The organism is Streptomyces sp. 35G-GA-8 (assembly GCF_023534745.1).
Classification (GTDB): Bacteria; Actinomycetota; Actinomycetes; order Streptomycetales; family Streptomycetaceae; genus Streptomyces.
This window is the reverse complement of record NZ_JAMHJQ010000003.1, coordinates 438,852-464,107: the sequence shown is the minus strand read 5'-3', so window position 1 is coordinate 464,107 and position 25,256 is coordinate 438,852. Positions and strand designations below refer to the sequence as shown.

Annotated in this window: 27 protein-coding genes; 11 read left to right on the top strand and 16 right to left on the bottom strand. The window is 71.4% G+C overall.

Going from position 1 to position 25,256, the window contains the following annotated elements; genetic code table 11:
• Positions 1 to 123 precede the first annotated feature (123 nt).
• Positions 124 to 441: a hypothetical protein gene (locus M1203_RS08330; RefSeq protein WP_249948889.1), complete on the top strand. Its 318-nt coding sequence runs from the start codon at positions 124 to 126 to the stop codon at positions 439 to 441.
• 258 nt (positions 442 to 699) lie between these two features.
• Positions 700 to 1,224, top strand: a complete 525-nt coding sequence (locus tag M1203_RS08325) for an ATP-binding protein (RefSeq protein WP_249948888.1) — start codon at positions 700 to 702, stop codon at positions 1,222 to 1,224.
• 113 nt (positions 1,225 to 1,337) lie between these two features.
• Here the strand turns inward: M1203_RS08325 and M1203_RS08320 are convergent, their stop codons facing one another.
• Complete coding sequence (locus M1203_RS08320; RefSeq protein WP_249948887.1) at positions 1,338 to 2,555, bottom strand: ROK family protein; 1,218 nt, start codon at positions 2,553 to 2,555, stop codon at positions 1,338 to 1,340.
• A 96-nt stretch (positions 2,556 to 2,651) separates the two neighbouring features.
• Between M1203_RS08320 and M1203_RS08315 the strand changes: the two genes are divergently transcribed.
• From M1203_RS08315 to M1203_RS08305, 3 genes are all read left to right on the top strand, one after another.
• Positions 2,652 to 3,896, top strand: a complete 1,245-nt coding sequence (locus M1203_RS08315) for an MFS transporter (protein WP_249948886.1) — start codon at positions 2,652 to 2,654, stop codon at positions 3,894 to 3,896.
• A 94-nt stretch (positions 3,897 to 3,990) separates the two neighbouring features.
• A complete protein-coding gene (locus M1203_RS08310; protein WP_249948885.1) occupies positions 3,991 to 4,338 on the top strand; it encodes an SCO4225 family membrane protein in 348 nt (115 codons plus the stop codon).
• A 62-nt stretch (positions 4,339 to 4,400) separates the two neighbouring features.
• Positions 4,401 to 4,730: a DUF6332 family protein gene (locus tag M1203_RS08305; RefSeq protein WP_249948884.1), complete on the top strand. Its 330-nt coding sequence runs from the start codon at positions 4,401 to 4,403 to the stop codon at positions 4,728 to 4,730.
• Here the strand turns inward: M1203_RS08305 and M1203_RS08300 are convergent.
• The 3 genes from M1203_RS08300 to M1203_RS08290 all read right to left on the bottom strand — a co-directional run bounded on the left by M1203_RS08300 (position 4,691) and on the right by M1203_RS08290 (position 8,199).
• Entirely contained in the window at positions 4,691 to 5,356 is a 666-nt protein-coding gene (locus tag M1203_RS08300) for a response regulator transcription factor (protein WP_249948883.1), read from the bottom strand. The genes M1203_RS08305 and M1203_RS08300 overlap by 40 nt on opposite strands.
• A 71-nt stretch (positions 5,357 to 5,427) precedes the next feature.
• Positions 5,428 to 6,747: a sensor histidine kinase gene (locus tag M1203_RS08295; RefSeq protein WP_249948882.1), complete on the bottom strand. Its 1,320-nt coding sequence runs from the start codon at positions 6,745 to 6,747 to the stop codon at positions 5,428 to 5,430.
• A 147-nt stretch (positions 6,748 to 6,894) separates the two neighbouring features.
• The gene (locus tag M1203_RS08290; protein WP_374402391.1) at positions 6,895 to 8,199 is read right to left on the bottom strand and encodes a geranylgeranyl reductase family protein; all 1,305 of its coding nucleotides are present in this window, start codon (positions 8,197 to 8,199) and stop codon (positions 6,895 to 6,897) included.
• Between the two features lie 150 nt (positions 8,200 to 8,349).
• On the opposite strand from M1203_RS08290, the gene M1203_RS08285 reads away from it, so the two are divergent.
• Positions 8,350 to 9,714, top strand: coding sequence for a dipeptidase (locus M1203_RS08285; protein ID WP_249948880.1), 1,365 nt, complete (start codon positions 8,350 to 8,352; stop codon positions 9,712 to 9,714).
• A gap of 127 nt (positions 9,715 to 9,841) precedes the next feature.
• Here the strand turns inward: M1203_RS08285 and M1203_RS08280 are convergent, their stop codons facing one another.
• A complete protein-coding gene (locus M1203_RS08280) occupies positions 9,842 to 10,897 on the bottom strand; it encodes an NUDIX hydrolase (protein ID WP_249948879.1) in 1,056 nt (351 codons plus the stop codon).
• Positions 10,898 to 11,127: 230 nt separating this feature from the next.
• On the opposite strand from M1203_RS08280, the gene M1203_RS08275 reads away from it, so the two are divergent.
• On the top strand, positions 11,128 to 11,316 hold the full coding sequence (locus tag M1203_RS08275) for a hypothetical protein (protein WP_249948878.1): 189 nt from the start codon (positions 11,128 to 11,130) through the stop codon (positions 11,314 to 11,316).
• Positions 11,317 to 11,339: 23 nt separating this feature from the next.
• Entirely contained in the window at positions 11,340 to 11,768 is a 429-nt protein-coding gene (locus M1203_RS08270) for a hypothetical protein (protein WP_249948877.1), read from the top strand.
• Between the two features lie 39 nt (positions 11,769 to 11,807).
• On the opposite strand, the gene M1203_RS08265 is transcribed toward M1203_RS08270, so the two are convergent.
• On the bottom strand, positions 11,808 to 12,770 hold the full coding sequence (locus M1203_RS08265; protein WP_249948876.1) for an ROK family protein: 963 nt from the start codon (positions 12,768 to 12,770) through the stop codon (positions 11,808 to 11,810).
• A 252-nt stretch (positions 12,771 to 13,022) separates the two neighbouring features.
• Here M1203_RS08265 and M1203_RS08260 point away from each other — a divergent pair, with 252 nt between their 5' ends.
• The gene (locus tag M1203_RS08260; RefSeq protein WP_283958388.1) at positions 13,023 to 14,015 is read left to right on the top strand and encodes a LacI family DNA-binding transcriptional regulator; all 993 of its coding nucleotides are present in this window, start codon (positions 13,023 to 13,025) and stop codon (positions 14,013 to 14,015) included.
• Positions 14,016 to 14,030: 15 nt separating this feature from the next.
• Here M1203_RS08260 and M1203_RS08255 read toward each other — a convergent pair whose 3' ends face one another.
• The 5 genes from M1203_RS08255 to M1203_RS08235 form a co-directional block, all read right to left on the bottom strand.
• Entirely contained in the window at positions 14,031 to 15,329 is a 1,299-nt protein-coding gene (locus tag M1203_RS08255; protein ID WP_249948874.1) for an aldolase/citrate lyase family protein, read from the bottom strand.
• 140 nt (positions 15,330 to 15,469) lie between these two features.
• Positions 15,470 to 16,432, bottom strand: coding sequence for an electron transfer flavoprotein subunit alpha/FixB family protein (locus tag M1203_RS08250; RefSeq protein ID WP_249948873.1), 963 nt, complete (start codon positions 16,430 to 16,432; stop codon positions 15,470 to 15,472).
• Between the two features lie 54 nt (positions 16,433 to 16,486).
• A complete protein-coding gene (locus tag M1203_RS08245) occupies positions 16,487 to 17,272 on the bottom strand; it encodes an electron transfer flavoprotein subunit beta/FixA family protein (RefSeq protein WP_249948872.1) in 786 nt (261 codons plus the stop codon).
• A gap of 198 nt (positions 17,273 to 17,470) precedes the next feature.
• Positions 17,471 to 17,977, bottom strand: a complete 507-nt coding sequence (locus M1203_RS08240) for a flavin reductase family protein (RefSeq protein WP_249948871.1) — start codon at positions 17,975 to 17,977, stop codon at positions 17,471 to 17,473.
• Positions 17,978 to 18,172: 195 nt separating this feature from the next.
• A complete protein-coding gene (locus tag M1203_RS08235; protein ID WP_249948870.1) occupies positions 18,173 to 18,499 on the bottom strand; it encodes a thioredoxin family protein in 327 nt (108 codons plus the stop codon).
• Positions 18,500 to 18,797: 298 nt separating this feature from the next.
• Between M1203_RS08235 and M1203_RS08230 the strand changes: the two genes are divergently transcribed.
• The gene (locus M1203_RS08230; RefSeq protein ID WP_249948869.1) at positions 18,798 to 19,526 is read left to right on the top strand and encodes a 1-acyl-sn-glycerol-3-phosphate acyltransferase; all 729 of its coding nucleotides are present in this window, start codon (positions 18,798 to 18,800) and stop codon (positions 19,524 to 19,526) included.
• Between the two features lie 110 nt (positions 19,527 to 19,636).
• On the opposite strand, the gene M1203_RS08225 is transcribed toward M1203_RS08230, so the two are convergent.
• From M1203_RS08225 to M1203_RS08205, 5 genes are all read right to left on the bottom strand, one after another.
• Positions 19,637 to 20,329, bottom strand: a complete 693-nt coding sequence (locus M1203_RS08225; protein WP_249948868.1) for a B3/4 domain-containing protein — start codon at positions 20,327 to 20,329, stop codon at positions 19,637 to 19,639.
• A 34-nt stretch (positions 20,330 to 20,363) separates the two neighbouring features.
• On the bottom strand, positions 20,364 to 20,963 hold the full coding sequence (locus M1203_RS08220) for a transglutaminase domain-containing protein (RefSeq protein ID WP_249948867.1): 600 nt from the start codon (positions 20,961 to 20,963) through the stop codon (positions 20,364 to 20,366).
• Between the two features lie 77 nt (positions 20,964 to 21,040).
• Positions 21,041 to 22,129 (bottom strand): low specificity L-threonine aldolase, encoded by a 1,089-nt coding sequence (locus tag M1203_RS08215; protein WP_249948866.1) that lies wholly within the window; start codon positions 22,127 to 22,129, stop codon positions 21,041 to 21,043.
• Complete coding sequence (locus tag M1203_RS08210; RefSeq protein WP_249948865.1) at positions 22,108 to 22,869, bottom strand: SDR family NAD(P)-dependent oxidoreductase; 762 nt, start codon at positions 22,867 to 22,869, stop codon at positions 22,108 to 22,110. Before M1203_RS08210 ends, M1203_RS08215 begins: the two co-directional genes overlap by 22 nt.
• Positions 22,870 to 22,895: 26 nt before the next feature.
• Positions 22,896 to 24,293, bottom strand: a complete 1,398-nt coding sequence (locus M1203_RS08205; protein WP_249948864.1) for a DUF6421 family protein — start codon at positions 24,291 to 24,293, stop codon at positions 22,896 to 22,898.
• A 300-nt stretch (positions 24,294 to 24,593) separates the two neighbouring features.
• Between M1203_RS08205 and M1203_RS08200 the strand changes: the two genes are divergently transcribed.
• The gene (locus tag M1203_RS08200) at positions 24,594 to 25,244 is read left to right on the top strand and encodes a glycerophosphodiester phosphodiesterase family protein (RefSeq protein WP_249948863.1); all 651 of its coding nucleotides are present in this window, start codon (positions 24,594 to 24,596) and stop codon (positions 25,242 to 25,244) included.
• Positions 25,245 to 25,256 lie beyond the last annotated feature (12 nt).

The following is a 25,256-nucleotide window of genomic DNA, read 5'->3' as shown; positions in this document are numbered from 1 at the left end:
GATCACTTCTGGCCCCCGCCGGAAACGCGCTCTGGTGCCCGCCCGCATACTTGTGCACACTGCCTGGAGGGGACTTGAGGGGACCTGGGCACGGGGAACGGGTACGGAGGGGGCTGAAGAGCCATGGCTGAGCCGGAGTTCAGCGCGCGCGGGGTACGGATCGAGCGATGGCCCCGCTCACTCACCAGGGCCGGCCAGGTCCTGATCCAGGACGGCAGACTGGCCCTGCTGACCAGCTACGGCCGGGTGATCGACAGCGCGCCCCTGCGGGCCGTGAGCACGGCCAAGCCGTGGTTCGCGGGCAGCGGTAGCGCGGTCGCCACCGTGAACGGGATCCGCTACCGGCTGACCATGGGCCAGCGCGGTCGCAGGCCCGACGCGACAGCGCTCGCCGGGCGCTTCATGGACACCGTCAGCAGGGCGAGCCACAGCAAAACCTGAGCCTCGCGGAAGGTGCCTCGATCCGCTGGGCATCTGTCCGGAATTTTTCCGGTATAAACCGGAAATTCGCCGCGAACGGCGGTCCGGTCTGCCCGAGTTGCGAAGCCTGACCCCTGGGTTCACTCTGATCTCACCTCACTCAGGGTCGACCGGTGGTGACGCTACGATTCAGCCCCCCGCCGGACGGGATCAGCAGCGCGTCCGCTGCCGGATCCGATCTTCGTCTTCTTCGGGACCTCATTTCGGGGAGTCGTGGCCGTGATCAGCCAGCCCAGCAGGCACTGCACGGTGGAGCTCCAAGCCCTGCCGTCGCGGATCGGACAGGTCCGCAGAATAATTTCGGCGCAATTGCGCTACTGGCATCTCGATCCCTTGATCGACTACGCGGCGCTCGGTGTCACCGAGCTGCTCACCAACGTCCACCGGCACGCACAGCCGGACAAACGGTGCACTGTCGATGTCGAACTATTGCTCGAACGACTCATAGTCTCGGTCAGCGATCACGATCCACGGCTCCCCACGGTCCGCGACGCGAGTCTGTTCGATACCGGCGGACGCGGTCTCGCCCTGATAGCGGCGGTGAGCGAAAGCTGGGGCATACGCGCCCGGGGGGACACGGGAAAGAGCATCTGGTTCACCCTCCCCGCGCCGCCCGCCGCACGCGCCCTGCCCCTGCGCCCGGTGTACGGCGCGACGACGGACGGCCCCTTTCCCGGGGCCGAGTTCGGCGCCATGACCAGGGAGTACGGGCACGCCTGGGCCAGATCGGCCGCGCTCAGCTGACCGGCACGGATCCCCGAACCACCCGAACGGCCCACCGCGCCCAGGCACGGCCACCTTTCGGCGCGCCATGAGCCCGAACGCGGTACGGACGCCCGCGTCTCACCTCCGGCCGGTCACGGAGCCAGCGCGCCGAGCGGATCGTCCAGCACCGGCTGCCACGCCACCTCGGCCGCGCCCACCAGGCTGTTGTGGTCGAGGGTGCAGGGCAGGATGGGTACGCCGCCGCTGCGGCCCCACAAACTACGGTCAGCGACGACGGCGCGCAGCCGTTCCGGGTCCGCGTCGAGCAGTTCCCGGTGGAGTCCGCCGAGGATGATGCGGTCGGGGTTGAGGATATTGACCAGCCCCGCCAGCCCGAGGCCCAGCCGGTCGATCAGCTCCTCGGTGGCTCCGCGTACGGCGGGGTCCGCGTGCTCCGTACGGAGCAGATCACGGGCCTGCTGGAGCAGCGAGACCTCGGGGCCGGGGGCCCGCCCGGCCGCGGTGAGGAAGGCGAGCGGGTCGGCCTCGACATCGAGACAGCCCTTGCTGCCGCAATAGCAGGGCCGGCCCTCGGGGTTGACCGTGAGATGGCCGACCTCAAGGGCGAGGCCCGCACTGCCGGTGTGCAGCCTGCCGTCGAGCACCAGCGCGCCACCGACCCCCCGGTGTCCGGTCGCGACACAGAGCAGATGCTGGGCGCCGCGTCCCGCGCCGTGCCGGTGCTCGGCGAGCGCGGCGAGGTTGACGTCGTTGCCGGTGAACGCGGGGCCCTCGATGCCCGCCGCGCGTACCCGCTCGGCGAAGATCTCCCGTACCGGCGCCCCGGCGGGCCAGGCGAGGTGCAGCGGGTTGAGCGCCGTGCCCTCCGGCTCGGCGACCGCCGACGGTACGGCGAGCCCCGCGCCGACACAGCGCAGCCCGGTGGCGCGCAGCAGCCCCGCCCCGGCCTCCACGACCTCCCCCAGGACCTGTGCCGGATCGGCGGTGACCGTGCTCCGCACGGGCGCGGTGGCGACGATCCGGCCGCCGAGCCCGACCAACGCGGCCCGGAAGCCGTCCGCGTGGACCTGTGCCGCGAGCGCGACGGGCCCCTTGTCGTCGACGGACAGCCGGTGCGAGGGCCTGCCCTGGGAACCGGCGCCGGCGCCGGGACGGGAGTCGACCCGGATCAGACCGAGGGCCTCCAGCTCCGCGGCGACCGCACCCGCCGTGGCCCGGGTGACCCCCAGCTCCGCGGTCAGTACCGCGCGGGTGGGCGCTCGGCCGGTGTGCACCAGTTCCAGTGCCGGACCGAGTGCGCCGCGGCCTCTCTCCAGCCTCGTCCTGGCGGTCGTCCCCTTGCCGTTCATGGGGGCGAGTCTCCCATGATCCGCGACCGATGCCGACGGCCCGTCGCGCGATGCCGACGGCTTGTGAGGACGCGCCGGGGCCCCTATGCTCACTTTGTGCCGCACCTAAACAAAGTAACGACGGCCTTCTCGCGAGGACCGGGAGCCGGAGAACCCGGCTCCCGGTCCTCGCTGTCCCGCCTCCGTATCGCGCTGACCGTGTTCTTCGCCCTCGACGGTTTCATGTTCGCCGGCTGGGTGGTCCGTATCCCCGCCATCAAGCAGCAGACGGGAGCCTCGGCGAGCGCTCTCGGACTCGCGCTGCTCGGTATCTCCGCGGGCGCGGTCGTGACGATGGTGTTCACCGGCCGACTCTGCCGGCGCTTCGGCAGCCATCCGGTGACGGTGGTGTGTGCCGTACTGCTCTCGTTCAGCATCGTGCTGCCGCCGCAGACCCACTCGGCCCTGACCCTCGGTCTGGTGCTGCTGGTGTTCGGCGCCGCCTACGGCGGCCTGAACGTCGCGATGAACAGCGCGGCCGTAGACCTCGTGGCCGCCCTGCGCCGCCCGGTCATCTCCAGCTTCCACGCCGCGTTCAGCCTGGGCGGCATGATCGGGGCGGGACTGGGCGGGCTGGTCGCGGGCGGCCTCTCCCCCGCCGTCCATCTGTCCCTCCTGACCGGGGCCGGTCTGCTCGTCACCGCCGTCACCGGCCCCACGCTGCTGCGGCACCCGGCGCCCGTCCCGGAGCGCACGGGGCCGGGGGCGACCGCGGCGGGGACGGCGTCCCCTCCTCGACGGCTCGACCGTCGCACCCGGCGCCTGGTCCTTCTCTTCGGTGTGATCGCCCTGTGCACGGCGTACGGCGAGGGCGCCATGGCCGACTGGAGCGCGCTCCATCTCACCCAGGACCTGGACGCGACCCCTGGTCTGGCGGCGGCCGGTTACTCGCTCTTCGCCCTCGCCATGACGGCGGGTCGGCTGTCCGGTACGGTCCTGCTGGAGCGCCTCGGCCAGACCCGCGCCCTCGTCGCGGGAGGCGTCACGGCCGCGCTCGGCATGCTGGTCGGCGCGCTCGCCCCCACCGCCTGGCAGGCCCTGGCCGGCTTCGCCGTGGCCGGTCTCGGCCTCGCCAATATCTTTCCCGTCGCCATCGGCCGCGCGGGGGCGCTGGCGGGACCCGGTGGGGTCGCCGCCGCCTCCACCCTGGGATACGGCGGGATGCTGCTGGGGCCGCCCGCGATCGGCTTCCTCGCCGACTGGTTCACGCTGCCGCTCGCCCTGACCACGGTGGCCCTGCTGGCGGGCGCCGCCGCGCTCATCGGCTACTCGGCGCGGAACGCGTCGGCGGAACCGGCCTGAGTTCGCGCGCCCGGCGGATGAGTAGCCGTACTCAGGCACATCCGTTCGGGCTGAATCACCCTGGAGGGACCACCACTTCAGGGGAGAACGAGCAATGAACTCAGGACGGCTCACCGGACTCGCGCGGCTGACCTTCGGCAATCGCGCGTCGCAGGTCTATCTGGGCCTGGTCGCCGCGGCGACGGTGTTCGTCGCGGCCGACACCCTCTTCGTCCACCACGAGGACGCCTCGTTCGCCGGGGTGTGGCTGTTCTTCCTCGCCGCGCCCACCATCTTCGGGTTCTTCGTCGGCGGCGGGCTGTTGGGCGACGCGGTCGCGGAGTCCGCCGGATTCCTCTATCCCGCGCTCGTGCTCTCGGTGCTGATCCAGGCGGCGGCCATCGGGGCGTTCGTACGGCTGCTGCGTCACACGCAGGGTTCGGCGCACCCCCACCGCGCCTGAGAGCGGACTCCTCTGTGGAGTGGCGTCTTGCCCCGGGACCCGGGCGAGTTCAGACTCGGGCCATGGGGACACGGATCGGGGGAACCACGCGCGGCAACGCGGAACGGGACGCCATCACGGTCGAGATCGGCTTCGCCGTACTGACGGGTGCGTTCGCGGCGGCGCTGGTGTACGGCGTCATCGCGGGACCCGCGTGGTACTTCGACCTGCCGGACGTGTTCGGGCAGGTCGCCGCCGTAGCAGCGGGTCTCGCGTTCGTGGGGCGTGTCGTTCAGGTCCTGTGGCGCTTCCCGCGGTCCGGACCGGGCGCACCGGGACAACTCCCGGGCCGGCAGCCGGGCACGCGGACCGATCAGCCGAGCCAGCCCGGCCGTACCAGCCCCGACTCATAGGCGAGGACGACCAGTTGGGCCCGGTCGCGGGCGCCGAGCTTCACCATTGTCCTGCTGACATGCGTCTTGGCCGTGAGGGGGCTGACGACCAGTCGGCGGGCGATCTCCTCGTTGGAGAGACCGATCCCGACCAGCGCCATCACCTCCCGCTCCCGCTCGGTGAGCGCGCCCAGCTCCGCGAGGCCCGTCGGCGCCTTGGAGCGGGACGCGAACTCCGCGATGAGCCGGCGGGTGACTCCAGGTGACAGCAGCGCGTCGCCGCCCACCACCGCCCTGACCGCGCGCAGCAGTTCCTCCGGTTCGGTGTCCTTGACAAGGAATCCGGAGGCGCCGGAGCGGATCGCCTCGAAGACGTACTCGTCGAGTTCGAAGGTGGTGAGCATGACCACCTTCACCTGGTCGAGCCGGGCGTCCTCGGTGATCCGGCGGGTGGCGGCGAGGCCGTCGAGCAGTGGCATCCTGATGTCCATCAGCACGACATCGGGGCTCAGTTCACGCACTCTGAGCAGCGCCTCCTCGCCGTCCGCGGCCTCGCCCGCGACCTCGATGTCCGGCTGGGCGGCGAGCAGCGCGCGAAAGCCCGCCCGTACCAGCGACTGGTCGTCGGCGAGCAGTACACGGATCACGGTGTCTCCTAGGCGTTCGGGCCCGGCGCGGGCCCTGGGTTGTTCAGACCTCGGGGTTCAGACCTCGGGGTTCAGTCGTCGGGGTTCAGCGGGAGCGTGGCCCGTACGCGGAATCCGCCGTCCGGACGCGGACCGGCCTCGATCGTGCCACCGAGCGCGGCGGCCCGCTCACGCATGCCGACAAGACCGTTGCCGCCGCCGCCCGCGTCGCCACCGGTGGCAGGACCCGCGTCGTCGACACGCAGCTCCAGCCGCCCCGGCGCGTAACCGAGGCCGATCTCCGCCGTACGGGACCCGGAGTGGCGCACCACATTGGTCAGCGCCTCCTGGACGATCCGGAAGGCGGCCAGATCCGTGCCCGGTGGCAGCGCCACCCGCTTCCCGTCCCGCCGGATATCGACGGTCAGTCCGGCGCTCGCGGCCTGTTCGACCAGCTCGGGCAGCCGGTCGAGGCCCGGGGCGGGGGCGCGCGGGGCGTCACCGGGCGTTCTGAGGGTGTCGAGGACCTGCCGTACCTCGCCGAGGGCCTCCTTGCTCGCCGCCTTGATCGTGGTCAGGGCGGTGCGGGCCTGCTCCGGATCGGAGTCGAGCAGGGCGAGCCCCACACCCGCCTGGACGTTGATGACCGAGATGGAGTGGGCGAGTACGTCATGCAGCTCACGGGCTATCCGCAGCCGCTCCTCGTTCTCCCGGCGCTTCTTGGCCGCCGCGCGCTCGGCGCCCTCCCTGGCCCACTGCTCATGGCGTACCCGGACGAGTTCGGAAGCGGCGCAGAGGGCGACCACGAAGGCCGCGATGACCAGTTCCTGCCCCCAGGGCGCGGGCCGGTCGTGCGCCGGGGGCAGCCAGCGGTAGAGCCAGTGCGCGATCAGCAGATGCCCCACCCAGAGCGCCCCGACCGCCCACCAGGCGGCCCGCCGGTGACCCGCGACGATCGCGGCGGAGCAGGCGACCGCGACGGTGAGGAAGACGGGTCCGTACGGATAGCCGGCGGCGACGTACACGAGCGCGGTCGCCGAGACTCCGAAGACGGTGATGACGGGGTGTTTCCGGCGGAACAGCAGCAGCGCGGGACCGGCGAGCAGCAGCAGCCGCGCGTAGCCGTCCAAGGGCTGTCGATCGGGCTGGCCGTTCGCGGCGAAGGCGGTCCCCACCAGCACGAAGACGGCCAGCAAGAGGGAGGACCGCCAGGGCAGCCGACCGCGGCGGCGGGCCCCGGGGAACCGGAACGGCGGTCCGTACTGTCCCCAGGGCGCACCCGCGTACGGCCAGCCGTCGCCGCGTGCCCAGGGAGGCCCGCCGCGCCGGCAACGGGGGCCGCCGCGCCGTCCCCGGCCCCCTTCCCGCCACCGGCCACGTGCCAGGCCCGGGCGGCTGTGCTGCTCTTCCATACCGGTCACGCTAGACCGGCGGGCGCGTACGGGCGTCAGCCGGGCGAGGTGATCACATGTACTCCCTGGGGAGTACGGGAACCTCGCCGGGTCCCGGCCGCTCTCCCGGTCCCCTTCCCGGCCGCTCTCCCGGTCAGAGCCCGTCACTCACTCCCGGGCGCCCGCCTCCGGGACACCCGTCACCCCGGCCACACCCGGCTCCTGCGTCCCGCTGTCCGACGTTCCGGTTCCGCTCGGCTGCCTGCGGTCCAGCAGATCCAGCGCACGGCGGGCCAGCGGATGGGTCCGTACGGCACCGGCCAGCGTGGTCGAGCCGCGGGTGATGTCCGCGAACATGTTCCACGCCGGGCGCAGCCCCGTGATCGCCGCGTGCAGCAGTCCCGGCCTGCGCTCGAAGATGGCCAGCATCCGCCGGCCGACGCCCATCTCCACACCGAGTCCGGCCTTGATGGCGAACGCGTAGTTCAGCGCCTGACGGCGGGCGTCCACGGCGTCGTGCGACTCGGAGATCCGTACCGCCCACTCCCCCGCGAGCCGCCCGGAGCGCAGGGCGAAGGAGATCCCTTCCCTGGTCCACGGTTCGAGGAGGCCCGCCGCGTCCCCGCACACCAGCACCCGCCCGCGCGACAGCGGTGAGTCCTCGCTGCGGCACCGGGTCAGATGCCCGGACGAGATGGAGGGCTCGAATCCGGCGAGCCCGAGCCGGGCGATGAAGTCCTCCAGATAACGCTTGGTGGCGGCGCCCTCGCCGCGCGCCGAGATCACCCCCACGGTGAGCGTGTCCCCCTTCGGGAACACCCACCCGTAACTCCCGGGCAGCGGACCCCAGTCGATGAGCACCCGGCCCGCCCAGTCCTCGGCGACGGTCGGCGGTACCGGAATCTCGGCCTCAAGGCCCAGGTCCACCTGGTCCAGCTTCACTCCGACATGCGCGCCTATCCGGCTGGCGCTGCCGTCCGCGCCCACCACGGCGCGCGCCAGCACCGTCTCGCCGTCCGCCAGGACGACCGCGACCGTACGGCGGTCCGGCACGGCCGGGCCGTGCTGCTCGACGCGCGAGACGGTCACGCCGGTACGGAGCACCGCGCCGGCCTTCTGCGCGTGCTCCACCAGACTCGCGTCGAACTCAGGGCGGTTGATGAGCCCGAAGAGCATGCGCTTGGAGCGGCGGGTACGGGCGAGCTTGCCGTTCAGGGAGAAGGTCACCGCGTGCACCCGGTCCCGGAACGGCAACTCGAAGCCCGGGGGCAGTGAGTCGCGCGAGGGCCCGATGATTCCGCCCCCGCAGGTCTTGTAGCGGGGCAACTGGGCTTTCTCCACCAGCAGCACCTGACGGCCCGCGACCGCCGCCGCGTATGCCGCGGAGGCTCCCGCCGGCCCTGCGCCGACCACGACGACATCCCACACCGGCTCGTCGTGCTCGCTTCCGGCGTCTGCGTTCTCGCTGCTCACGATGTGCTTCTGCTCCTGATCCGACCGGTGGCCCCTGCTGTCGAACGGCATCCTACGGCGCTGGCTCGGTGAACCCGCTGTGGGAGGATCGGCAGTGACTTTCGACGTACACCCGACACAGACAACGTCGTACCCACCAGGAGCGTGCCCATGACCGCGAATCCGATCGCCGAGACCGTAGCGTCGCTGATGCCTCGTGCCCGTACGGAGCTCGCGGAGCTGGTGTCCTTCCGGTCGGTGGCGGATCCCGCGGTGTTCCCCAGGAGCGAGTGCGAGGCCGCCGCCGGCTGGGTCGCCGACGCGCTGCGCGCCGAGGGGTTCCAGGAGGTCGCGCTGCTCGACACCCCCGACGGCACCCAGTCCGTCTACGGTCTGCTGGCGGGCCCCGAGGGCGCGCCCACGGTGCTGCTCTACGCCCACTACGATGTGCAGCCGCCGCTGGACGAGGACGCCTGGGTGACGCCGCCCTTCGAGCTGACCGAGCGCGACGGCCGCTGGTACGGACGCGGGGCGGCCGACTGCAAGGGCGGCTTCCTGATGCATCTGCTCGCCCTGCGCGCCCTCAAGGCGAACGGCGGGGTGCCGGTGAACGTCAAGGTGATCGTGGAGGGTTCGGAGGAGCAGGGCACCGGCGGTCTCGAACGGTACGCGGAAGCGCACCCGGAGCTGCTGACCGCGGACGCCGTCGTCGTCGGCGACACCGGGAACTTCCAGCTGGGCCTGCCGACGGTCACGGCCACGCTGCGCGGCATGACCATGGTCCGGGTCTCGGTCGACACGCTCGAAGGCAACCTGCACTCGGGCCAGTTCGGCGGAGCGGCGCCCGACGCGCTCGCCGCGCTCATCAAGGTGCTCGACTCGCTGCGCGCCGAGGACGGCTCCACCACCGTGGACGGGCTGCCCTCGGACGCCGTCTGGGACGGACTGGCCTACGGCGAGGCCGAGTTCCGCAAGGACGCCAAGGTGCTCGACGGCGTCGGACTGATCGGGGAGGGCACGGTCGCCGACCGGATCTGGGCCCGCCCGGCCGTCACCGTACTGGGCATCGACTGCCCGCCCGTGGTGGGCGCCACCCCGTCGATCCAGGCGAGCGCGCGGGCGACGGTCAGTCTGCGGGTGCCGCCGGGCCAGGACGCCGCCGAGGCGACCGAACTGCTCATCTCGCACATCGAGAAGCACACTCCGTGGGGCGCGCGCGTCGCGGTGGAACAGATCGGCCAGGGCCAGCCGTTCCGCGCGGACACCTCCAGCCCCGCGTACACGGCGATGGCGGAGGCGATGCGTGTCGCGTATCCGGGCCAGGAGATGCAGGCATCGGGAATGGGCGGCTCCATCCCGCTCTGCAACACCCTGGCCGAGCTGTATCCCCGGGCGGAGATCCTGCTGATCGGGCTGAGCGAGCCCGAGGCGCAGATCCACGCGGTGAACGAAAGTGTCTCTCCCGAGGAGTTGGAGCGCCTGTCGGTCTCCGAGGCTCTGTTCCTGGTCAACTACGCGCGGTCCAAAGGCGCCTGACGGGGCGTGAGCGGGTCGGCGAGCCGGGCCGTGCGGCCTGGGCGCACCGGCCCGACCTGAGCGGACCTGGGGCCCGTGGCGGCGTGGCGGTCGGCCCCGTGGGAGCGCGGAGAGCCCACCGGGCCCATCAGCCCACGGGGATACCGTCCTCCAGGTTGAGTACCGTCCCGCGCTCCCTGGCCCGCAGGGCCCAGCGCAGCCGCGCGTAACGGGCGGGCGGCAGCAGCCGCCCGGCCTCCTCCTCGCCGACGAAGCGCCAGCCCCGCAGCTCGGGCCCCGGCAGGAGCAGTTGACCGGCGAGATGGGCGGGCAGCCGGCCGCCGTCGAAGAGCAGCCGAAGTCCGCCGTACCCCGGCGGCCTCGGCGGTTCCCAGTCGACGACCAGCAGACCGGGCACATCGGTGAGTTCTATCCCTATCTCCTCCGCGACCTCGCGTATCCCGGCGCGGGCGGGTGCCTCACCGGCCTCCACCACCCCGCCGGGGAACTCCCAGCCGGGTTTGTACGTGGGATCGACGAGGAGGACGCGGTCCTGCTCGTCGAAGAGCAGGACGCCCGCCGCGACGGTCTCGGCGGTCGGCTCGGGCGTCTGCACGATCTCGCGGACGCCCGCCGAGCCGTTCCGTACGGCCTCCGCGAGACAGATGGCGGTCTCGCGCGCCGTGAGGCCGGTGTTGTCGATCACGAGGGCGTCACCGGTGAGCCAGCCGAGCGCCGCGCGGTACGGCTCGATGTACGCGTCGCCCCGGCGCCTGCCACGCTCGCCCACGCCCTGCCCGCCCGCCCCGCCCGGGTCGTCCGCACGCGCCTCACGTGCCGCGATCCGTCCGCGCAGGATCGTTTCATCTGTTGTCAACAACACGTGCCGTACGGGGATACGACGCGAGGCGAGCCCGCCGAAGATCTCATCCCTGTACTCCTGGCGCAGCAGGGTCATCGGCACGACGAGCGCCCCGCCCACCTCCGCCAGCAGGGCCGCCGCCGTGTCCACCACCAGACGCCGCCAGATCGGCAGGTCCTGGAAGTCGGTCACCTCGGCGAGCCGCTTCTGCGGCAGCAGCTCCGCGAGCCGCCCGCCGATCAGCTCGGGTTCGTACAGGGTGCAGTTCGGGATCAGGTCGATCAGTTCGCGTGCGGTGCTGGACTTGCCCGCTCCGAACGCACCGTTGATCCAGACGATCACGGTTCCCCCTCTTCCGTAGCCCTCAGTGGACTGCCCGCAAGACCCTGCCCCGGAAACCCCCCGGCAGACCGGGGAGCCCGCACGGGCCGACCGGTCGTGTCCGAGCTGTGTCCGGAAGGAAGTCGTCCTGAAGCCGCTCGGGCGTCTTCTGTACGAACCGATGTCCCCGCCGGGCCGTAACACAACCCCGGGGAACATCGTTTAAAGCTTCACAGGCTAGGGGGTAACCAATGCGTCGGACGGTGCTTGAGCAATTTCCCGCGGGAGGACCGCGGGGCAGTTGGCCCGCGGAGGAGTTCGCGCGGGCGCGGCGGGACGAGGGCACTCCGGCCGAGGTCGTGATGGATCTCGACTCGGACGTGTTCCTCGTCGTCGTACCCCACCAGGCGACCGACTCGGGCTCCTGCGGCGCCAAGTGACCCGTACGCCCCGGGGAGTCGACATGACCGCGGTACCGGCCGCGCCCGCCCCGCCTCCGCGCACTCCGCCTCCGCCCGCCCCGCCTCCGCGCGCCCGGCGGTCCGCGCTGACGCTCGCGCTCGCGGGCCTGGCCGTCTCACTGGCCGCCACCCCGGCGGCGGCCGACAGCAGCGCCTGCACACACCACTTCTCCGGGCCGCAGATCTGTATCAGGCTGGAGGGACAGGGCGGCCGGAACGCGGTCACCGGGATCTGGACCAATCCGCCGCGGGAGGTCACCTCCCGTGCCGTGTCCCTGTTCCGGAACGGACAGCTCATCGACACGGCGACGGCCACCCGTTCCGGCAAGGCGCTGACCTACACGTGGCCGGCCGAGGACGCGGGCACGGACACCGAGTTGTGCGTGAAGTTCCGGGGCAGCAAGCGCATGGCCTGCCAGACGACCCGTTGAGGCCCTTCCCCGTACCGCTCCTCGGCGCGGGCCCGGCGCTCAGCCGCCGACCGCGGCCGCCGTTGTGCCGTCCCGTCCGCCGAGCGCCGCGGCGGCCGCCGCGCCGACGAGACCCGCGTCCCGCCCGGTCAGCGCCGGGGCGATCTTGATGCCCCGGACGAAGGAGAGCGAGGCGTAGTCCTGGAGCGAGCGGCGCAGCGGGGCGAAAAGCACCTCGCCCGCGTTCGCCACTCCGCCGCCGATGACCGCGATACGGATCTCGACCAGTGTGGCGGTCGCGGCGATTCCGGCCGCCAGTGCCTGGGCGGCCCGCTCGAAGGAGGCGATCGCCACCGGATGCCCGGCGCGCGCCGCGGCGGCCACCGCGGCCGCGGAGGTGTCACCGTCGGGTCCCGGCCGCCAGCCGCCCTCCAGGGCCCTGCGGGCGATATTGGGGCCGCTCGCGATACGTTCCACACAGCCGCGAGCGCCGCACGGGCAGAGATCGCCGTCCAGGTCCACACAGATATGGCCGATGTGACCGGCGTTGCCGGTGGGTCCCGGGTGGAGCTTCCCGTTCAGCACGAGCCCACCGCCGACCCCCGTCGAGACCACCATGCACAGCGCGTTGTCATAGCCGCGCGCGGCGCCCTGCCAGTGTTCCGCCGCGGTGATGGCGACACCGTCGCCGACGAGCGTGACCGGCAGTCCGCCGGTGGCCGCCCGTACCCGCTCCACCAGCGGAAAGCCCCGCCAGCCCGCGACGTTGACCGGGCTGACCGTGCCGGCCGAGGCGTCCACCGGGCCCGCGCTGCCGATACCGATCGCCGTGGCCGACGCCCAGAGCGGGGACGCGGAGATCTCGGCGAGGACCGCCTCGACAGCGCGCATCACCGTCTCACCGTCCTCCCGCGCGGGTGTGGGACGTTGTGCCCGTACGAGAATCCTGCCGTTGCCGTCCACCAACGCGCCGGCGATCTTGGTGCCGCCGATGTCGAGTGAGGCAACGGGGTCGGTATGCATCGGTGTGGGATCTCCCGGCGATGAGGTGTCCCCGCGTATACCGGGGATGGACGGAACAGTGTCGATGAACAGTCTCCATTCCCCTGACAACGTTGTCCAGGGCCTATGCTCGACGCCACAACCGTGGCAGGCAAACCCACGGCAAAGCGACCGGTGAATGAACACCGAAACACTGAAGCAACGACGACAGGACAGCGCACTGTGGCCGACAACACCCGCCGCCCCGAGCCCCGTTACGGCAACAGGCCCACGATGAAGGATGTGGCCGCACGTGCCGGAGTAGGGCTCAAGACGGTCTCCCGGGTGGTCAATGGGGAGCCGGGTGTCACACCCGACACCGAGCGCCGGGTCCAGGAGTCCATCGACGCGCTCGGCTTTCGCCGCAACGACTCGGCGCGCGTGCTGCGCAAGGGCAGGACCGCCAGCATCGGGCTGGTGCTGGAGGATCTCGCCGACCCCTTCTACGGGCCGCTGAACCGCGCCGTGGAGGAGGTCGCCCGCGCCCACGGCGCGCTGCTGATCAATGGTTCGAGCGCGGAGGACCCGGACCGCGAGCAGGAGTTGGTGCTCGCGCTGTGCGCGCGCCGGGTGGACGGGCTGATCGTGATCCCCGCCGGGCACGACCACCGCTATCTGGAGCCGGAGATCAGGGCCGGGGTGGCGACGGTCTTCGTGGACCGGCCGGCCGGCCGGATCGACGCGGACGCCGTCCTTTCCGACAGCTTCGGCGGCGCCCGCTCCGGGGTCGCCCATCTGATCGCGCACGGCCATCGCAGGATCGGTTTCATCGGCGACCAGCCCCGGATCCACACGGCGAGCGAACGGCTGCGCGGCTATCGCACGGCGATGGCGGACGCGGGGCTCGCCCCGCACGAGGACTGGGTCTCGCTCGGCACGACCGCGCCGGAACGGGTGCGTGACGCCGTTGTCGCGATGCTCGCGGGGCCCGAGCCGGTCACCGCGATCTTCACCGGCAACAACCGTGTGACGGTGACGGTGGTCCGGGTCCTGGCCGCGCACGACCGGCCGGTCGCCCTGGTCGGTTTCGACGACATCGAACTGGCCGATCTGCTGGACCCGGGCGTCACCGTCATCGCGCAGGACGCGGCCACGCTGGGCCGTACGGCGGCGGAACGGCTCTTCCACCGGCTCGACGGGGCGGTCGACGCGCCGTCGCGGGTGGTGCTGCCGACACGGCTGATCGCCCGCGGGTCGGGAGAGATCCCGCCGCCGGCGGAGGGGTAGAGCGACGGGGCGCGACTAAAGAGCCGTCACCGTCAGGTCCGCTCGGCGCGGGATCGCGAAGCTCTCCAGATCCGCGCGGGTCAGGCCGGTGAGCCCGGTGACCTCGTCGCCGTCGAGGGCTCCGCAGTCGAGGCCGCGCAGCAGATAGCCGCTGAGCGCCTTGGCGGTGGCGGGCTCGTCCATCACATCGCCGCCCGCCTTGGCGGCATAGGCGGCCAGCCGGGCGGCGGCCGGCTCCAGGCCCTCGCGGTAGAAGGCGTACACGGCGGCGTAGCGGGTCGGCAGCTGGCCCGGGTGCATGTCCCAGCCCTGGTAGTAGGCGCGGGCGAGCGCGCGCCTCGTGAGGCCGTAGTGCAGCCGCCACGCCTCGTGGACCTGTGCGGTCGGCCCGACCGGCAGGACATTGGTGGAGCCGTCGCAGACCCGTACGCCCGTTCCCGCGGCGGCGACCTGCATGACGGCCTTGGCGTGGTCGGCCGCCGGGTGGTCGCTGGACTGGTACGCGGCGCTGACCCCGACGCAGGCGCTGTAGTCGAAGGTGCCGTAGTGCAGCCCGGTGGCCCGGCCGCCGGCCGCGTCGATCATCCGGGCCACGGTGGCGGTGCCGTCCGCGGCGAGGATCGACTGGCTGGTCTCGATCTGGATCTCGAACCCGATCCGGCCCGGCTCCAGGCCGCGCGCCTTCTCGAACTCCCCGGCGAGCCGGGCCATCGCGGCGACCTGCTCGGCGTAGGTGACCTTGGGAAGCGTCAGAACCAGCCCCTCGGGGAGGCCCCCCGCCGCCATCAGTCCGCTCAGGAAGATGTCGAGGGTCCTGATCGCCCGGTCGCGCACGGCGGCTTCGAGACACTTCATCCGGATGCCCATGTACGGGGCGGCGGTGCCGTTCCGGTACGCCTCGTGGACGAGCCGGGCGGCGCGGGCGGCGTCCTCGTCCTCCGCGTGGCCGGAGCGGGGGCCGTAGCCGTCCTCGAAGTCGATGCGCAGGTCCTCGACGGGCTCCCGGCCCAGCTTGTCCCGTACGCGCTCGTACACCGGTCCGGCCAGCTCGTCGGAGAGGCCGAGCACCCGTGCCAGCGAGGCGGCGTCCGGGGCGTGTTCGTCGAGGGTGGCGAGCGCCCGGTCGCCCCAGGAGCGGATGGTTCCCGCGGCGAAGGCGTCGCCGGGTACGTAGACGGTGTGGACGGGCTGGCGGGTGCCGGGGTCGCCGGGGTAGCGGCGGGCCAGCTCGGCGTCGACCGACGCCAGGGAGGCGCCGATGGCCGCGCCGACCGCGTCCGGGAGACTCGTGGCCACCTTCTCCTGCTGCCCCATGCCCAGCCCTCCAATTTTCCGCTCTACGGAATCAACAATCCGTTGAAAGACGTTAATCGGCAGGCTCGTGCCACGTCAACGACGCGGGGCCACGCGGTGAGGATCACCACGCGGCCCCGGGTCCGCAGGGCATCGGCGGGTCAGCCCTTGCGGATCTTGACCTCGTCGGTGAGCTGGGGGACGACTTCGAAGAGGTCGCCGACGACTCCGTAGTCGACGAGATCGAAGATCGGCGCCTCGGCGTCCTTGTTGATCGCCACGATCGTCTTGGATGTCTGCATACCGGCGCGGTGCTGGATGGCGCCGGAGATGCCGGAGGCGATGTACAGCTGCGGGGAGACGGACTTGCCGGTCTGGCCGACCTGGCTGGAGTGCGGGTACCAGCCGGCGTCGACGGCGGCGCGGGAGGCACCGACGGCCGCGCCGAGGGAGTCGGCGAGCGCCTCGATGATCGCGAAGTTCTCGGCCCCGTTGACGCCACGGCCGCCGGAGACGACGATCGCGGCCTCGGTCAGCTCCGGGCGCCCCGTCGACTCGCGCGGGGTACGGGAGACGACCTTCGTGCCGGTGGCCTGCCCGGAGAAGGAGACGGTCAGGGCCTCGACGGCGCCGGCGGCCGGAGCGGCCTCGACGGGGGCCGAGTTGGGCTTCACGGTGATGACCGGGGTGCCCTTGGAGACACGGGTCCTGGTGGTGAACGCGGCGGCGAACACCGACTGCGTCGCCACCGGACCCTGGTCGCCGGCCTCCAGGTCGATGGCGTCGGTGATGATCCCGGAGCCGATACGGACCGCGAGCCTGGCGGCGATCTCCTTGGCCTCGGCGGAGGACGGGAGCAGCACCGCGACCGGCGAGACCGCGTCATGGGCGGCCTGGAGCGCGTCGACCTTCGGTACGACGAGGTAGTCGGCGAACTCGGCGGCGTCGGCGGTGAGCACCTTCACCGCGCCGTGCTCGGCGAGCGCGGGGGCGGTGCTCCCGGCGCCGGGGCCGAGCGCGACGGCGACGGGCTCGCCGAGCCGGCGGGCCAGCGTCAGCAGCTCCAGGGTGGGCTTGCGGACGGCACCGTCCACGTGGTCGACATAGACGAGAACTTCAGCCATGGGACTTCTTCTCTCCTGCTAACGAAAGATGAGGGGGCGGTCTGCGGGTGGGGCTCAGATGAACTTCTGGCCCGCGAGGAAGGCGGCCAGCTGCTTGCCGCCCTCGCCCTCGTCCTTGACGATCGTGCCCGCCGTACGGGCCGGACGCTCGGCCGCCGAGTCGACCGCGGTCCAGGCGCCTTCGAGACCGACCTCGTCCGCGTCGATCTCCAGGTCCTCCAGGTCCCAGGACTGCACCGGCTTCTTCTTCGCGGCCATGATGCCCTTGAAGGACGGGTAACGCGCCTCGCCCGACTGGTCCGTCACCGACACGACCGCCGGAAGCGCCGCCTCCAGCTGCTCGGACGCGGTGTCGCCGTCCCGGCGGCCCTTGACGAGTCCGTCCTCGACCGCGACCTCGGAGAGCAGCGTGACCTGCGGGACGCCCAGCCGCTCGGCGAGGATCGCGGGCAGTACGCCCATCGTGCCGTCGGTGGACGCCATACCGCAGATGACCAGGTCGTAACCGGTCTTCTCGATGGCCTTGGCGAGGACCAGGGAGGTGCCCATGACGTCCGTGCCGTGCAGGTCGTCGTCCTCGACGTGGACGGCCTTGTCGGCGCCCATGGAGAGCGCCTTGCGCAGCGCGTCCTTGGCGTCCTCGGGGCCGACGGTCAGCACGGTAATCTCGGCGTCGTCCGCCCCGTCGGCGATCTGCAGCGCCTGCTCGACCGCGTACTCGTCGAGCTCCGACAGCAGACCGTCCACGTCGTCCCGGTCGACGGTCAGGTCCTTGGCGAAGTGCCGGTCGCCGGTGGCGTCGGGCACGTACTTCACACAGACAACGATCCTCAGGCTCACGCCGGCTCTCCTACTGCATCGTCATTTCTGGGCTGCCTTGTTGCACGCAGCATAGGCGCCTTATGGGGCGGTTTCCGGTCGGGGAGACCGGCGCACCGGCGTAAATATTACTCGCCAGTACACCCAGAGTATTCCCACTGAGCAAGCGCTTGGAACTGTGAGCTTGCCAACGCGGCGGGAGAGACGGGCGGGGAACTCTCAGTCGCGCAGCGCGTTGAACCGTCCCTGGTGGTAGAGGAGCGGCCGGCCGCCGCCCGCGGGGTCGCCGACGACGGCCTGGGCGATCACCAGCCGGTGGTCCCCCGCGGGGACCCGGGCGATCACCCGGCAGACCAGCCAGGCCAGTACGCCATCGAGGACCGGCACCCCCTCGGGGCCGGTCCGCCAGGACGTGGGCGGCCCGAACCGGTCGGCTCCGCTGCGCGCGAACGTGGCCGCCAGCTCCCTCTGATGCTCGCCGAGTATGTGCACACCGACATGGGAGGTCTCGGCGAGGACCGGCCAGCTGGAGGAGGAGGTGCCCACGCCGAAGGAGATCAACGGGGGCTCGGCGGCGGCCGAGTTGAGGGAGGTGGCGGTGAATCCGACCGGGCCCTCCCCCTGTGCGGTGATGACCGCGACACCCGCCGCGTGCTGCCGGAACACGGAGCGGAGCAGGTCGGGAGAGGCCAGTCGGGGCGTGGACAGATCGGGCGTGGCCGTCATGGAGTTGTCCTTCTTCGGGAGTGACGAACGGGGCCGCGGCTGCTCAGACAGCCGGACAGCGCGCGCTCGCGTTGCGGGCCAGGTCCACATCGGCCCGCCCGTAGAGAAGGAGTTCTTGGGGCACCTCGTCAGCGTGACGATAGGTGGCGGGCGCAGTCAAGTACGTGTCCTTCGCACCCGCGTCGCGTCCCGGCGTCACACCGCCTCGCCCAGCGCGGCGATCACATCCACGGTGCGGGGCTGGCCGGCCGCTCTCCGGACGATGCGGCCCCCGGCGTCAAGTACCAGCACCGTGGGGGTCTTGAGGATGCCGAGCTCGCGCACCAGCTCAAGCCGTTGCTCGGCGTCCAGCTCCACATGGGAGACCCCGTCGACCATTCCCGCCACTTCGGCGAGGATGCGCCGGGTGGCGCCGCAGGGCCGGCAGAACGCGGTCGAGAACTGGACGAGCGTGGCCCGCTCCCCCAGTTCGGCGCCCAACTCGGCCGCGCCGAGCCGCTTCCCGCCGTCGTTCCCCCGCATCCCGGCTTCCCTTCGCCGCGCGTCATCTCATCGCCGTCGAAGGATTGCAGCGTTCGCACAACCGAGAAATATTCCGCGGTCCCCGCGCGGCGGGGGGTGCGAGACGCGCCTGTTTGTCCGCCGCACCACGGCTGCGCTGCGGCGATATGACGCCGACGTGACGAGAATCTCGCCGGACGCACACATCAGGACTGGCCACGGGGCCTCGTATGGGGCACCATCGGCGCAATGCCGAAAACCTACGGCTGCGTAACTTCCGCCGGGAGAACCCTCCCCGGAACAGAAGGGTCCTCACCTGATGGCAGAGCTCGTCTATCGACCGGTCATCGGCGCCGCCCGCACGATGTTCAAGGCGCTGGACCTGAAGATCGACACTCAGGGTTCCGAGCACATCCCGCGCACCGGTGGCGCCGTGCTCGTCAGTAACCACATCAGCTATCTGGACTTCATCTTCACGGGGCTCGCGGCGCTCCCGCAGAAGCGTCTGGTGCGTTTCATGGCGAAGGAGTCGGTCTTCCGGCACAAGGTCTCCGGCCCCCTCATGCGCGGCATGAAGCACATCCCGGTGGATCGCAAGCAGGGCGAGCAGGCATACGCGCACGCGCTGGACTCGCTGCGCTCCGGCGAGATCGTCGGGGTCTTCCCCGAGGCGACCATCTCGCAGTCCTTCACGCTCAAGAGCTTCAAGTCGGGCGCGGCCCGGCTCGCGCAGGAGGCCGGGGTGCCGCTGATCCCGATGGCGCTGTGGGGCACCCAGCGGATGTGGACCAAGGGCCGGCCGCGCAACTTCAAGCGCAGCCATATCCCGGTGACCATCCGGGTCGGTGAGCAGATCGAGGCGGCGGCGGACCAGTACGCGGGCGCGATCACGCGGCGGCTGCGCGAGCGGGTGCAGGAGATGCTGGAGGCCGCGCAGCGCGCCTATCCGGTGCGCCCGAGGGACGCGGCCGACACCTGGTGGGTGCCCGCGCATCTCGGCGGCACCGCGCCGACCCCGGCGGAGGCCCGTACGGCGGAGACCGGCTGAGCCGGGGCACGCCGCAACATAAGCTGAAACGTCTCTCCTGACCGGAACGTCCCGGCCCCGCCGGGGTCCGCGCCCCGGTCAGGAACAGGCCAGGGGCGCGGCCGGGCGGGTCAGCGCGCCGGGTGGACCGTGATCCGCGCCCCGGGGCTCAGCTTCTCCAGCGATTCGGCGAGTTCGGCGCCCGCGGCGTCGAGCGCGTCGCGGGTCATGGGGGCCAGGCTCTCCAGCAGGAAGACGGCGTTCACGGACTCCTCGGTGAGCCGGGTGCGTACGCCCTGACGCCAGTTCCACCGGCGGCAGGTGACGCCTTCGTCGTCGCACCAGACGACCTCGCCCGGCTCCGGGCGCTCCACCGTCGTCTCGCCGCCCGCGACCGTCGCGAACGGCTCCTCGCCCGTGGCACGCACGAGTCGCATACCGCCGACGATGCGGTCGGTGTCCTCGCCGCCGACGGGGATCAGATGGGCGACACTGATGGCGTTGTAGAGGTCGACGAGCAGATTGATCCGCGGCAGCCCGGCATCGGACAGGGCGCGCTTGGCCAGCGCCTCGGCGGAGTTGCGGGTACGGGAGGGCTTGGCCCCGAACGCGGTGTACGCCGCGCGCCAGGCGGCCAGATGCGCGTCCTCGTGCGGGGCGCGACCGTCCAGCCGGCCGGCGAGCCTACGGGCCGCGTCGTCCAGCAGGGCGGAACTGTCCGTGTTGCTGGGGCCGTTGACCAGCCCGTGGGCCTCGACGGCGAGATGGGTGAAGCCGGGCGCGAGGGTGCACACCTCGTCCGACACGGTGAGCGTCAGGGTCATGATCTGCTGTGCCTCGGTGCTTTCGGAGTGGCGGTCAGAGGGCGGTGGGAAGCGTCCGCCAGAGGCGGTGCCGGTCGGGGGCGGCTCTCAGCGCGCTCAGAACGACCGGATGCGGTGCATCATAAAGCACCGGATAGTCTATCTCATTGCACTCCGGGCGGACGGTCCAGGCCAGCCGCTCACCCTCCGGCGAGAACTGGGCGTCGACGCCCGGCTTGTTGCCGCGCGGATCCTGCCGGGCCCAGGACGCCCGGCCGGGCAGCCGGACCGCGACCAGCCCGTGGACGACCGCGTTGGTCCCGTCGTCGTCGGCGAGCCGCTGGTAGCACAGAGCCGTCGGGATGGACTGCGCGCGCAGCAGTGCGGCCAGGGCATGGGCCTTGGCGTAACAGATGCCGGTACGCAGCGCGAGGACGTCCGAGGCGCGCCAGGTGACCCGCGGGTCCTGCGCGTCGGCCGAGTGCGGGACGGTGTCACGGACGAACTCGTATGCGGCCTTCGCGTATGAATATGCGTCGGCGCCGCCCGTACGGAGCCGGTCGGCCGTCTCCCGTATCAGCGGATGGTCATGGTCGATGACCTCATCCGCCGCCAGATAGGCGGAGAGATCGGGGTTCTGCTGAATGAGCCGCATAGCGGCCACTCTAAAGACAGGACCGGCCGGAATCCAATAGATTTCCGGCCGGTCACATATCTATGCGGGCTTCTCCGCTAGCGCGTCATCTCTTCCTTGAGCGCCTGCACGAAGGCGTCGACGTCGTCCTCCGTCGTGTCGAAGGAGCACATCCAGCGCACGTCCCCGGCCTTCTCGTCCCAGAAGTAGAACCGGAACCGGCGCTGGAGGCGGACGCTGACCTCGTGCGGCAGCCGCGCGAAGACGGCGTTGGCCTGGACGGGGTGGAGGATCTCCACTCCGTCCACCGCGCGCACGCCCTCCGCGAGCCGCTGCGCCATCGCGTTGCTGTGCCGGGCGTTGCGCAGCCACAGATCGCCCGCGAGGAGCGCCTCCAACTGCACCGATACGAACCGCATCTTGGACGCGAGCTGCATGGAGAGCTTGCGCAGATGCTTCATGGCCCGCGCGGCGTCCGGGTCGAGGACGACGACGGCCTCGCCGAAGAGCATGCCGTTCTTCGTGCCGCCATAGGAGAGGATGTCCACCCCCACGGTGTTGGTGAACGTCCGCATCGGGACGTCCAGCGACGCCGCCGCGTTGGATATCCGGGCCCCGTCGAGATGGACCTTCATGCCCCGCTCATGCGCGTGCGCGCAGATGGCGCGGATCTCGTCCGGCGTGTAGACCGTGCCCAGTTCGGTGTTCTGGGCGATCGAGACGACCTGTGGCATGGCCCGGTGCTCGTCGTCCCAGCCGTACGCCTGCCGGTCGATCAGCTCGGGTGTGAGCTTGCCGTCCGGGGTCGGTACGGTCAGCAGCTTGAGGCCGGCGACCCGCTCGGGGGCGCCGCACTCGTCCACATGGATATGCGCGGTCTCCGCGCAGATGACCGCGCCCCACCGGTCGGTGAGCGCCTGGAGCGCGACCACATTGGCGCCGGTGCCGTTGAAGACCGGGAAGGCCTCCGCCGTCGGACCGAAGTGGCTGTGCATGACGCGCTGGAGATGACCGGTGTAGTCGTCCTCCCCATAGGAGATCTGATGGCCGCCGTTGGCGAGGGCGAGCGCCGCCAGGACCTCGGGGTGCGCGCCCGCGTAGTTGTCGCTGGCGAAGCCTCGTACGTCGGGATCGTGGTGCCGGCGCGCGTCCGTCGTACGGGACCTCACGGCTCGGGGGTCAGCCACAGGCGGTTTCCATTCACTTCCCGGGCGGGCCGGTCCCAGACTCCGACGATGGCCTCGGCCAGGTCCGTGACGTCCGTGAAGCCCGCGAACTTCGCATTCGGGCGCTCGGCGCGCATCGCGTCGTGCACCAGTGCCTTGATCACCAGGATGGCAGCCGCGGCCCGGGGACCCTCCTCGCCCCCCGCCTTGCGGAAGGCGTCACCGAGAGCCAGCGTCCAGGCCTCGGCGGCGGCCTTGGCGGCGGAGTAGGCGGCGTTGCCCGCCGTGGGCTTCGCCGCGCCCGCCGCGCTGACCAGCACATAGCGTCCGCGGTCGCTGCGCAGCAGTCCCTCGTGGAAGGCGAGGGACGTGTACTGGACGGTACGGATGAGCAGCTTCTCCAGCAGATCCCAGTCGGCGAGATCGGTCTCGGCGAAGGAAGCGCTGCCGCGCCAGCCGCCGACGAGATGGACCAGTCCGTCGATCCGGCCGAACTCCTTCTCGGTCTTGTCCGCCCACGCGCGGGTGGCGGCGAGGTCGAGCAGATCGACGGTGTCACCAATGACCGTGGCTCCGCCGTGCGCGTACCGCGCGGCGTCGACCGCCTCGGCCAGCCGGGTGGCGTCCGCGTCCGCGCCGACGACCGTGGCGCCGGCCTCCGCGAGCCCGAGCAGGGCGGCCCGGCCCGCGGGACCCGCGGCCCCGGCCACCGCGACCACCGCTCCGTCCAGTGCGCCGTTCATGGCACCGCTTCCGTTCATGGCCGTCGCCTCTCGTTCGCGAGGGCTCACGCGGCCGCTCGCCCGGTGTCGTTGGCGCGGATCCCCCTGGTCGAGGCGATCACGTTCTTGAGCTTCTTGGAGAGTGCCTCGTAGAACATGCTGAGCGGAAACTCGTCCGGAAGCACATCGTCGACCAGCTTACGAGGCGGCTGGGTGAGATCGAGGGCGTCGGGGCCCTTGGCCCAGCGGGAGCCGGGGTGCGGGGCGAGATACGTCGAGACCAGTTCGTACGCGGCGAACCAGTGGACCAGCTTGGGGCGGTCGATGCCGGCCCGGTACAGGTCCTCGATCTCCGCGCAGAGCTGGTTGGTGACCTGGGGGGCCCGCTCCCAGTCGATGCGCAGGGTGTTGTCCGTCCAGCGCACCACATCGTGCTGGTGGAGATAGGCGAAGAGCAGCTGGCCGCCGAGTCCGTCGTAGTTGCGTACCCGTGCGCCGGTGACCGGGAAGCGGAACATCCGGTCGAAGAGGACGGCGTACTGGACGTCACGGCCCTGCGCGAAACCGTCCGCCTCCAGCCGTACGGCCTCCCGGAACGCGGTGAGGTCGCAGCGCAGTTCCTCCAGGCCGTACATCCAGAACGGCTGGCGCTGCTTGATCATGAAGGGGTCGAACGGCAGGTCGCCATGGCTGTGCGTGCGGTCATGGATCATGTCCCAGAGCACGAACGCCTGCTGGCAGCGGTCCTGGTCGGCGACCATCGCGCTGATGTCGTCGGGCAGTTCGACGCCGAGCGTACGGACGGCCGCGTCGATGACCCGGCGGAAGCGGGCGGCCTCGCGGTCGCAGAAGATCCCGCCCCAGCTGAACCGCTCCGGAGCCTCGCGCACCGCGATGGTCTCGGGGAAGAACACCGCGGAGTTGGTGTCGTAGCCGGCGGTGAAGTCCTCGAAGGTGATGCCGCAGAAGAGCGGGTTGTCGTAGCGCGTGCGCTCCAGTTCGGCGAGCCACTCGGGCCAGACCATGCGCAGTACGACCGCTTCGAGATTGCGGTCGGGGTTGCCGTTCTGCGTGTACATGGGGAAGACGGCGAGATGCTGGAGGCCGTCCACCCGGTCCGCGGCCGGCTGGAAGGCCAGCAGGGAGTCCAGGAAGTCGGGGACGTCGAAGGCTCCATCGGCCCATTTGCGCAGGTCGGCGACTAGCGCCGTGTGGTACGCGGAGTCGTGCGGGAGAAGGGGGGAGAGCTGCTCGACCGCGGCGATCACCCGGTCGATCGCCACCTCGACGAGCGAGCGCGCCGGAGCGCCCTCGGCGTCGAAGTCGATCGAGCCGTCCTTGGACTGCCAGGGCCTGATCTCCTCGACGGAGTTCTTGAGCTCCTGCCAGGCCGGGTGATCGATCACCCGGGCAGCGCTCGATATGCCGGGTACGGCGGCGCCCTGCGCAAGAATTTCCGTCATGTCACTTCCTCCACGGGAGAACTTGGCGTCAAGACACCGTATAGGCCTTCAGTTCTCCCTCACAAGCGGCACTGGCATAAATTATCCTGCGCACCCCCCATGGTCACCGCCATTTTTCCTGCGATCCAGGGGCATGACACTCGTAACCAGCGTAGCGCCGCGGGCTTCCCTGGGCCTCCGGACTCCTTGGCGCGCGGCCGGGTCCCAGGCAGGGGCCTGGCCATTAGGCTGCGCGCGGGAGCCGCCGTCGACGGAAGCGAGGTCATCTTGACTTTCCAGACCATCGGTCATCGTGGAGTGATGGGTGTCGAACCGGAGAACACCCTGCGCTCCTTTCTGCATGCCGAACGCGCGGGCATGGACGCCATCGAACTGGATCTCCATCTGACCAAGGACGGCGCCCTCGCCGTCATGCATGACACGGACGTGGACCGTACGACCGACGGAACGGGCGCGATCGCCGACCGGACACTCGCCGAGCTGCGGGAGCTCGACGCGGGGCGGGGCGAGCGCGTCCCGGTCTTCGAGGAGGTGCTGGACGCCGTACGGTCGCCGCTCCAGGCCGAGATCAAGGACAGGGCCGCGGCGCGCGCGCTGGCGGAGGTGATGCTCCGGCGGGGGCTCGTGGAGCGCGTCGAGGTGTCGTCGTTCCATGACGAGGCGGTCGCCGAGATCGCCTCGCTGGTGCCGGGTGTGCGTACCGTACTGGTCGCCAGCCGCTGGGGCGCCGACGTGGTGGACCGGGCGAGGGCGGTGGGCGCCGCCAGGCTGGCCCTGAACATCCGGAGAGTGACCCTGGAGGTCGTGGAGCGCGCGCACGCGGAGGGGCTGGGGATCATCGGCTGGGTGGTGAACACCCCGGATCAGCTGCGCCTGGCGCGGGCGCTCCAGCTGGGGGCGGTGACCACCGACTTCCCGGAGATCCGGCGCACGGGCCGGTTCATCGCCTGAGCCTTCGCCGCG

What these genes read in the sequence shown, in the direction of transcription:
- M1203_RS08285 (WP_249948880.1), top strand. Translation starts at nt 8,350, where the DNA reads ATGACCGCGAATCCGATCGCCGAGACCGTAGCGTCGCTGATGCCTCGT.
- M1203_RS08265 (WP_249948876.1), bottom strand. Translation starts at nt 12,770, where the DNA reads ATGCATACCGACCCCGTTGCCTCACTCGACATCGGCGGCACCAAGATC.
- M1203_RS08320 (WP_249948887.1), bottom strand. Translation starts at nt 2,555, where the DNA reads ATGAACGGCAAGGGGACGACCGCCAGGACGAGGCTGGAGAGAGGCCGC.
- M1203_RS08205 (WP_249948864.1), bottom strand. Translation starts at nt 24,293, where the DNA reads ATGACGGAAATTCTTGCGCAGGGCGCCGCCGTACCCGGCATATCGAGC.
- M1203_RS08295 (WP_249948882.1), bottom strand. Translation starts at nt 6,747, where the DNA reads ATGGAAGAGCAGCACAGCCGCCCGGGCCTGGCACGTGGCCGGTGGCGG.
- M1203_RS08305 (WP_249948884.1), top strand. Translation starts at nt 4,401, where the DNA reads ATGGGGACACGGATCGGGGGAACCACGCGCGGCAACGCGGAACGGGAC.
- M1203_RS08230 (WP_249948869.1), top strand. Translation starts at nt 18,798, where the DNA reads ATGGCAGAGCTCGTCTATCGACCGGTCATCGGCGCCGCCCGCACGATG.
- M1203_RS08270 (WP_249948877.1), top strand. Translation starts at nt 11,340, where the DNA reads ATGACCGCGGTACCGGCCGCGCCCGCCCCGCCTCCGCGCACTCCGCCT.
- M1203_RS08255 (WP_249948874.1), bottom strand. Translation starts at nt 15,329, where the DNA reads ATGGGGCAGCAGGAGAAGGTGGCCACGAGTCTCCCGGACGCGGTCGGC.
- M1203_RS08260 (WP_283958388.1), top strand. Translation starts at nt 13,023, where the DNA reads ATGAAGGATGTGGCCGCACGTGCCGGAGTAGGGCTCAAGACGGTCTCC.
- M1203_RS08220 (WP_249948867.1), bottom strand. Translation starts at nt 20,963, where the DNA reads ATGCGGCTCATTCAGCAGAACCCCGATCTCTCCGCCTATCTGGCGGCG.
- M1203_RS08210 (WP_249948865.1), bottom strand. Translation starts at nt 22,869, where the DNA reads ATGAACGGAAGCGGTGCCATGAACGGCGCACTGGACGGAGCGGTGGTC.
- M1203_RS08225 (WP_249948868.1), bottom strand. Translation starts at nt 20,329, where the DNA reads ATGACCCTGACGCTCACCGTGTCGGACGAGGTGTGCACCCTCGCGCCC.
- M1203_RS08250 (WP_249948873.1), bottom strand. Translation starts at nt 16,432, where the DNA reads ATGGCTGAAGTTCTCGTCTATGTCGACCACGTGGACGGTGCCGTCCGC.
- M1203_RS08240 (WP_249948871.1), bottom strand. Translation starts at nt 17,977, where the DNA reads ATGACGGCCACGCCCGATCTGTCCACGCCCCGACTGGCCTCTCCCGAC.
- M1203_RS08275 (WP_249948878.1), top strand. Translation starts at nt 11,128, where the DNA reads ATGCGTCGGACGGTGCTTGAGCAATTTCCCGCGGGAGGACCGCGGGGC.
- M1203_RS08235 (WP_249948870.1), bottom strand. Translation starts at nt 18,499, where the DNA reads ATGCGGGGGAACGACGGCGGGAAGCGGCTCGGCGCGGCCGAGTTGGGC.
- M1203_RS08200 (WP_249948863.1), top strand. Translation starts at nt 24,594, where the DNA reads ATGGGTGTCGAACCGGAGAACACCCTGCGCTCCTTTCTGCATGCCGAA.
- M1203_RS08330 (WP_249948889.1), top strand. Translation starts at nt 124, where the DNA reads ATGGCTGAGCCGGAGTTCAGCGCGCGCGGGGTACGGATCGAGCGATGG.
- M1203_RS08310 (WP_249948885.1), top strand. Translation starts at nt 3,991, where the DNA reads ATGAACTCAGGACGGCTCACCGGACTCGCGCGGCTGACCTTCGGCAAT.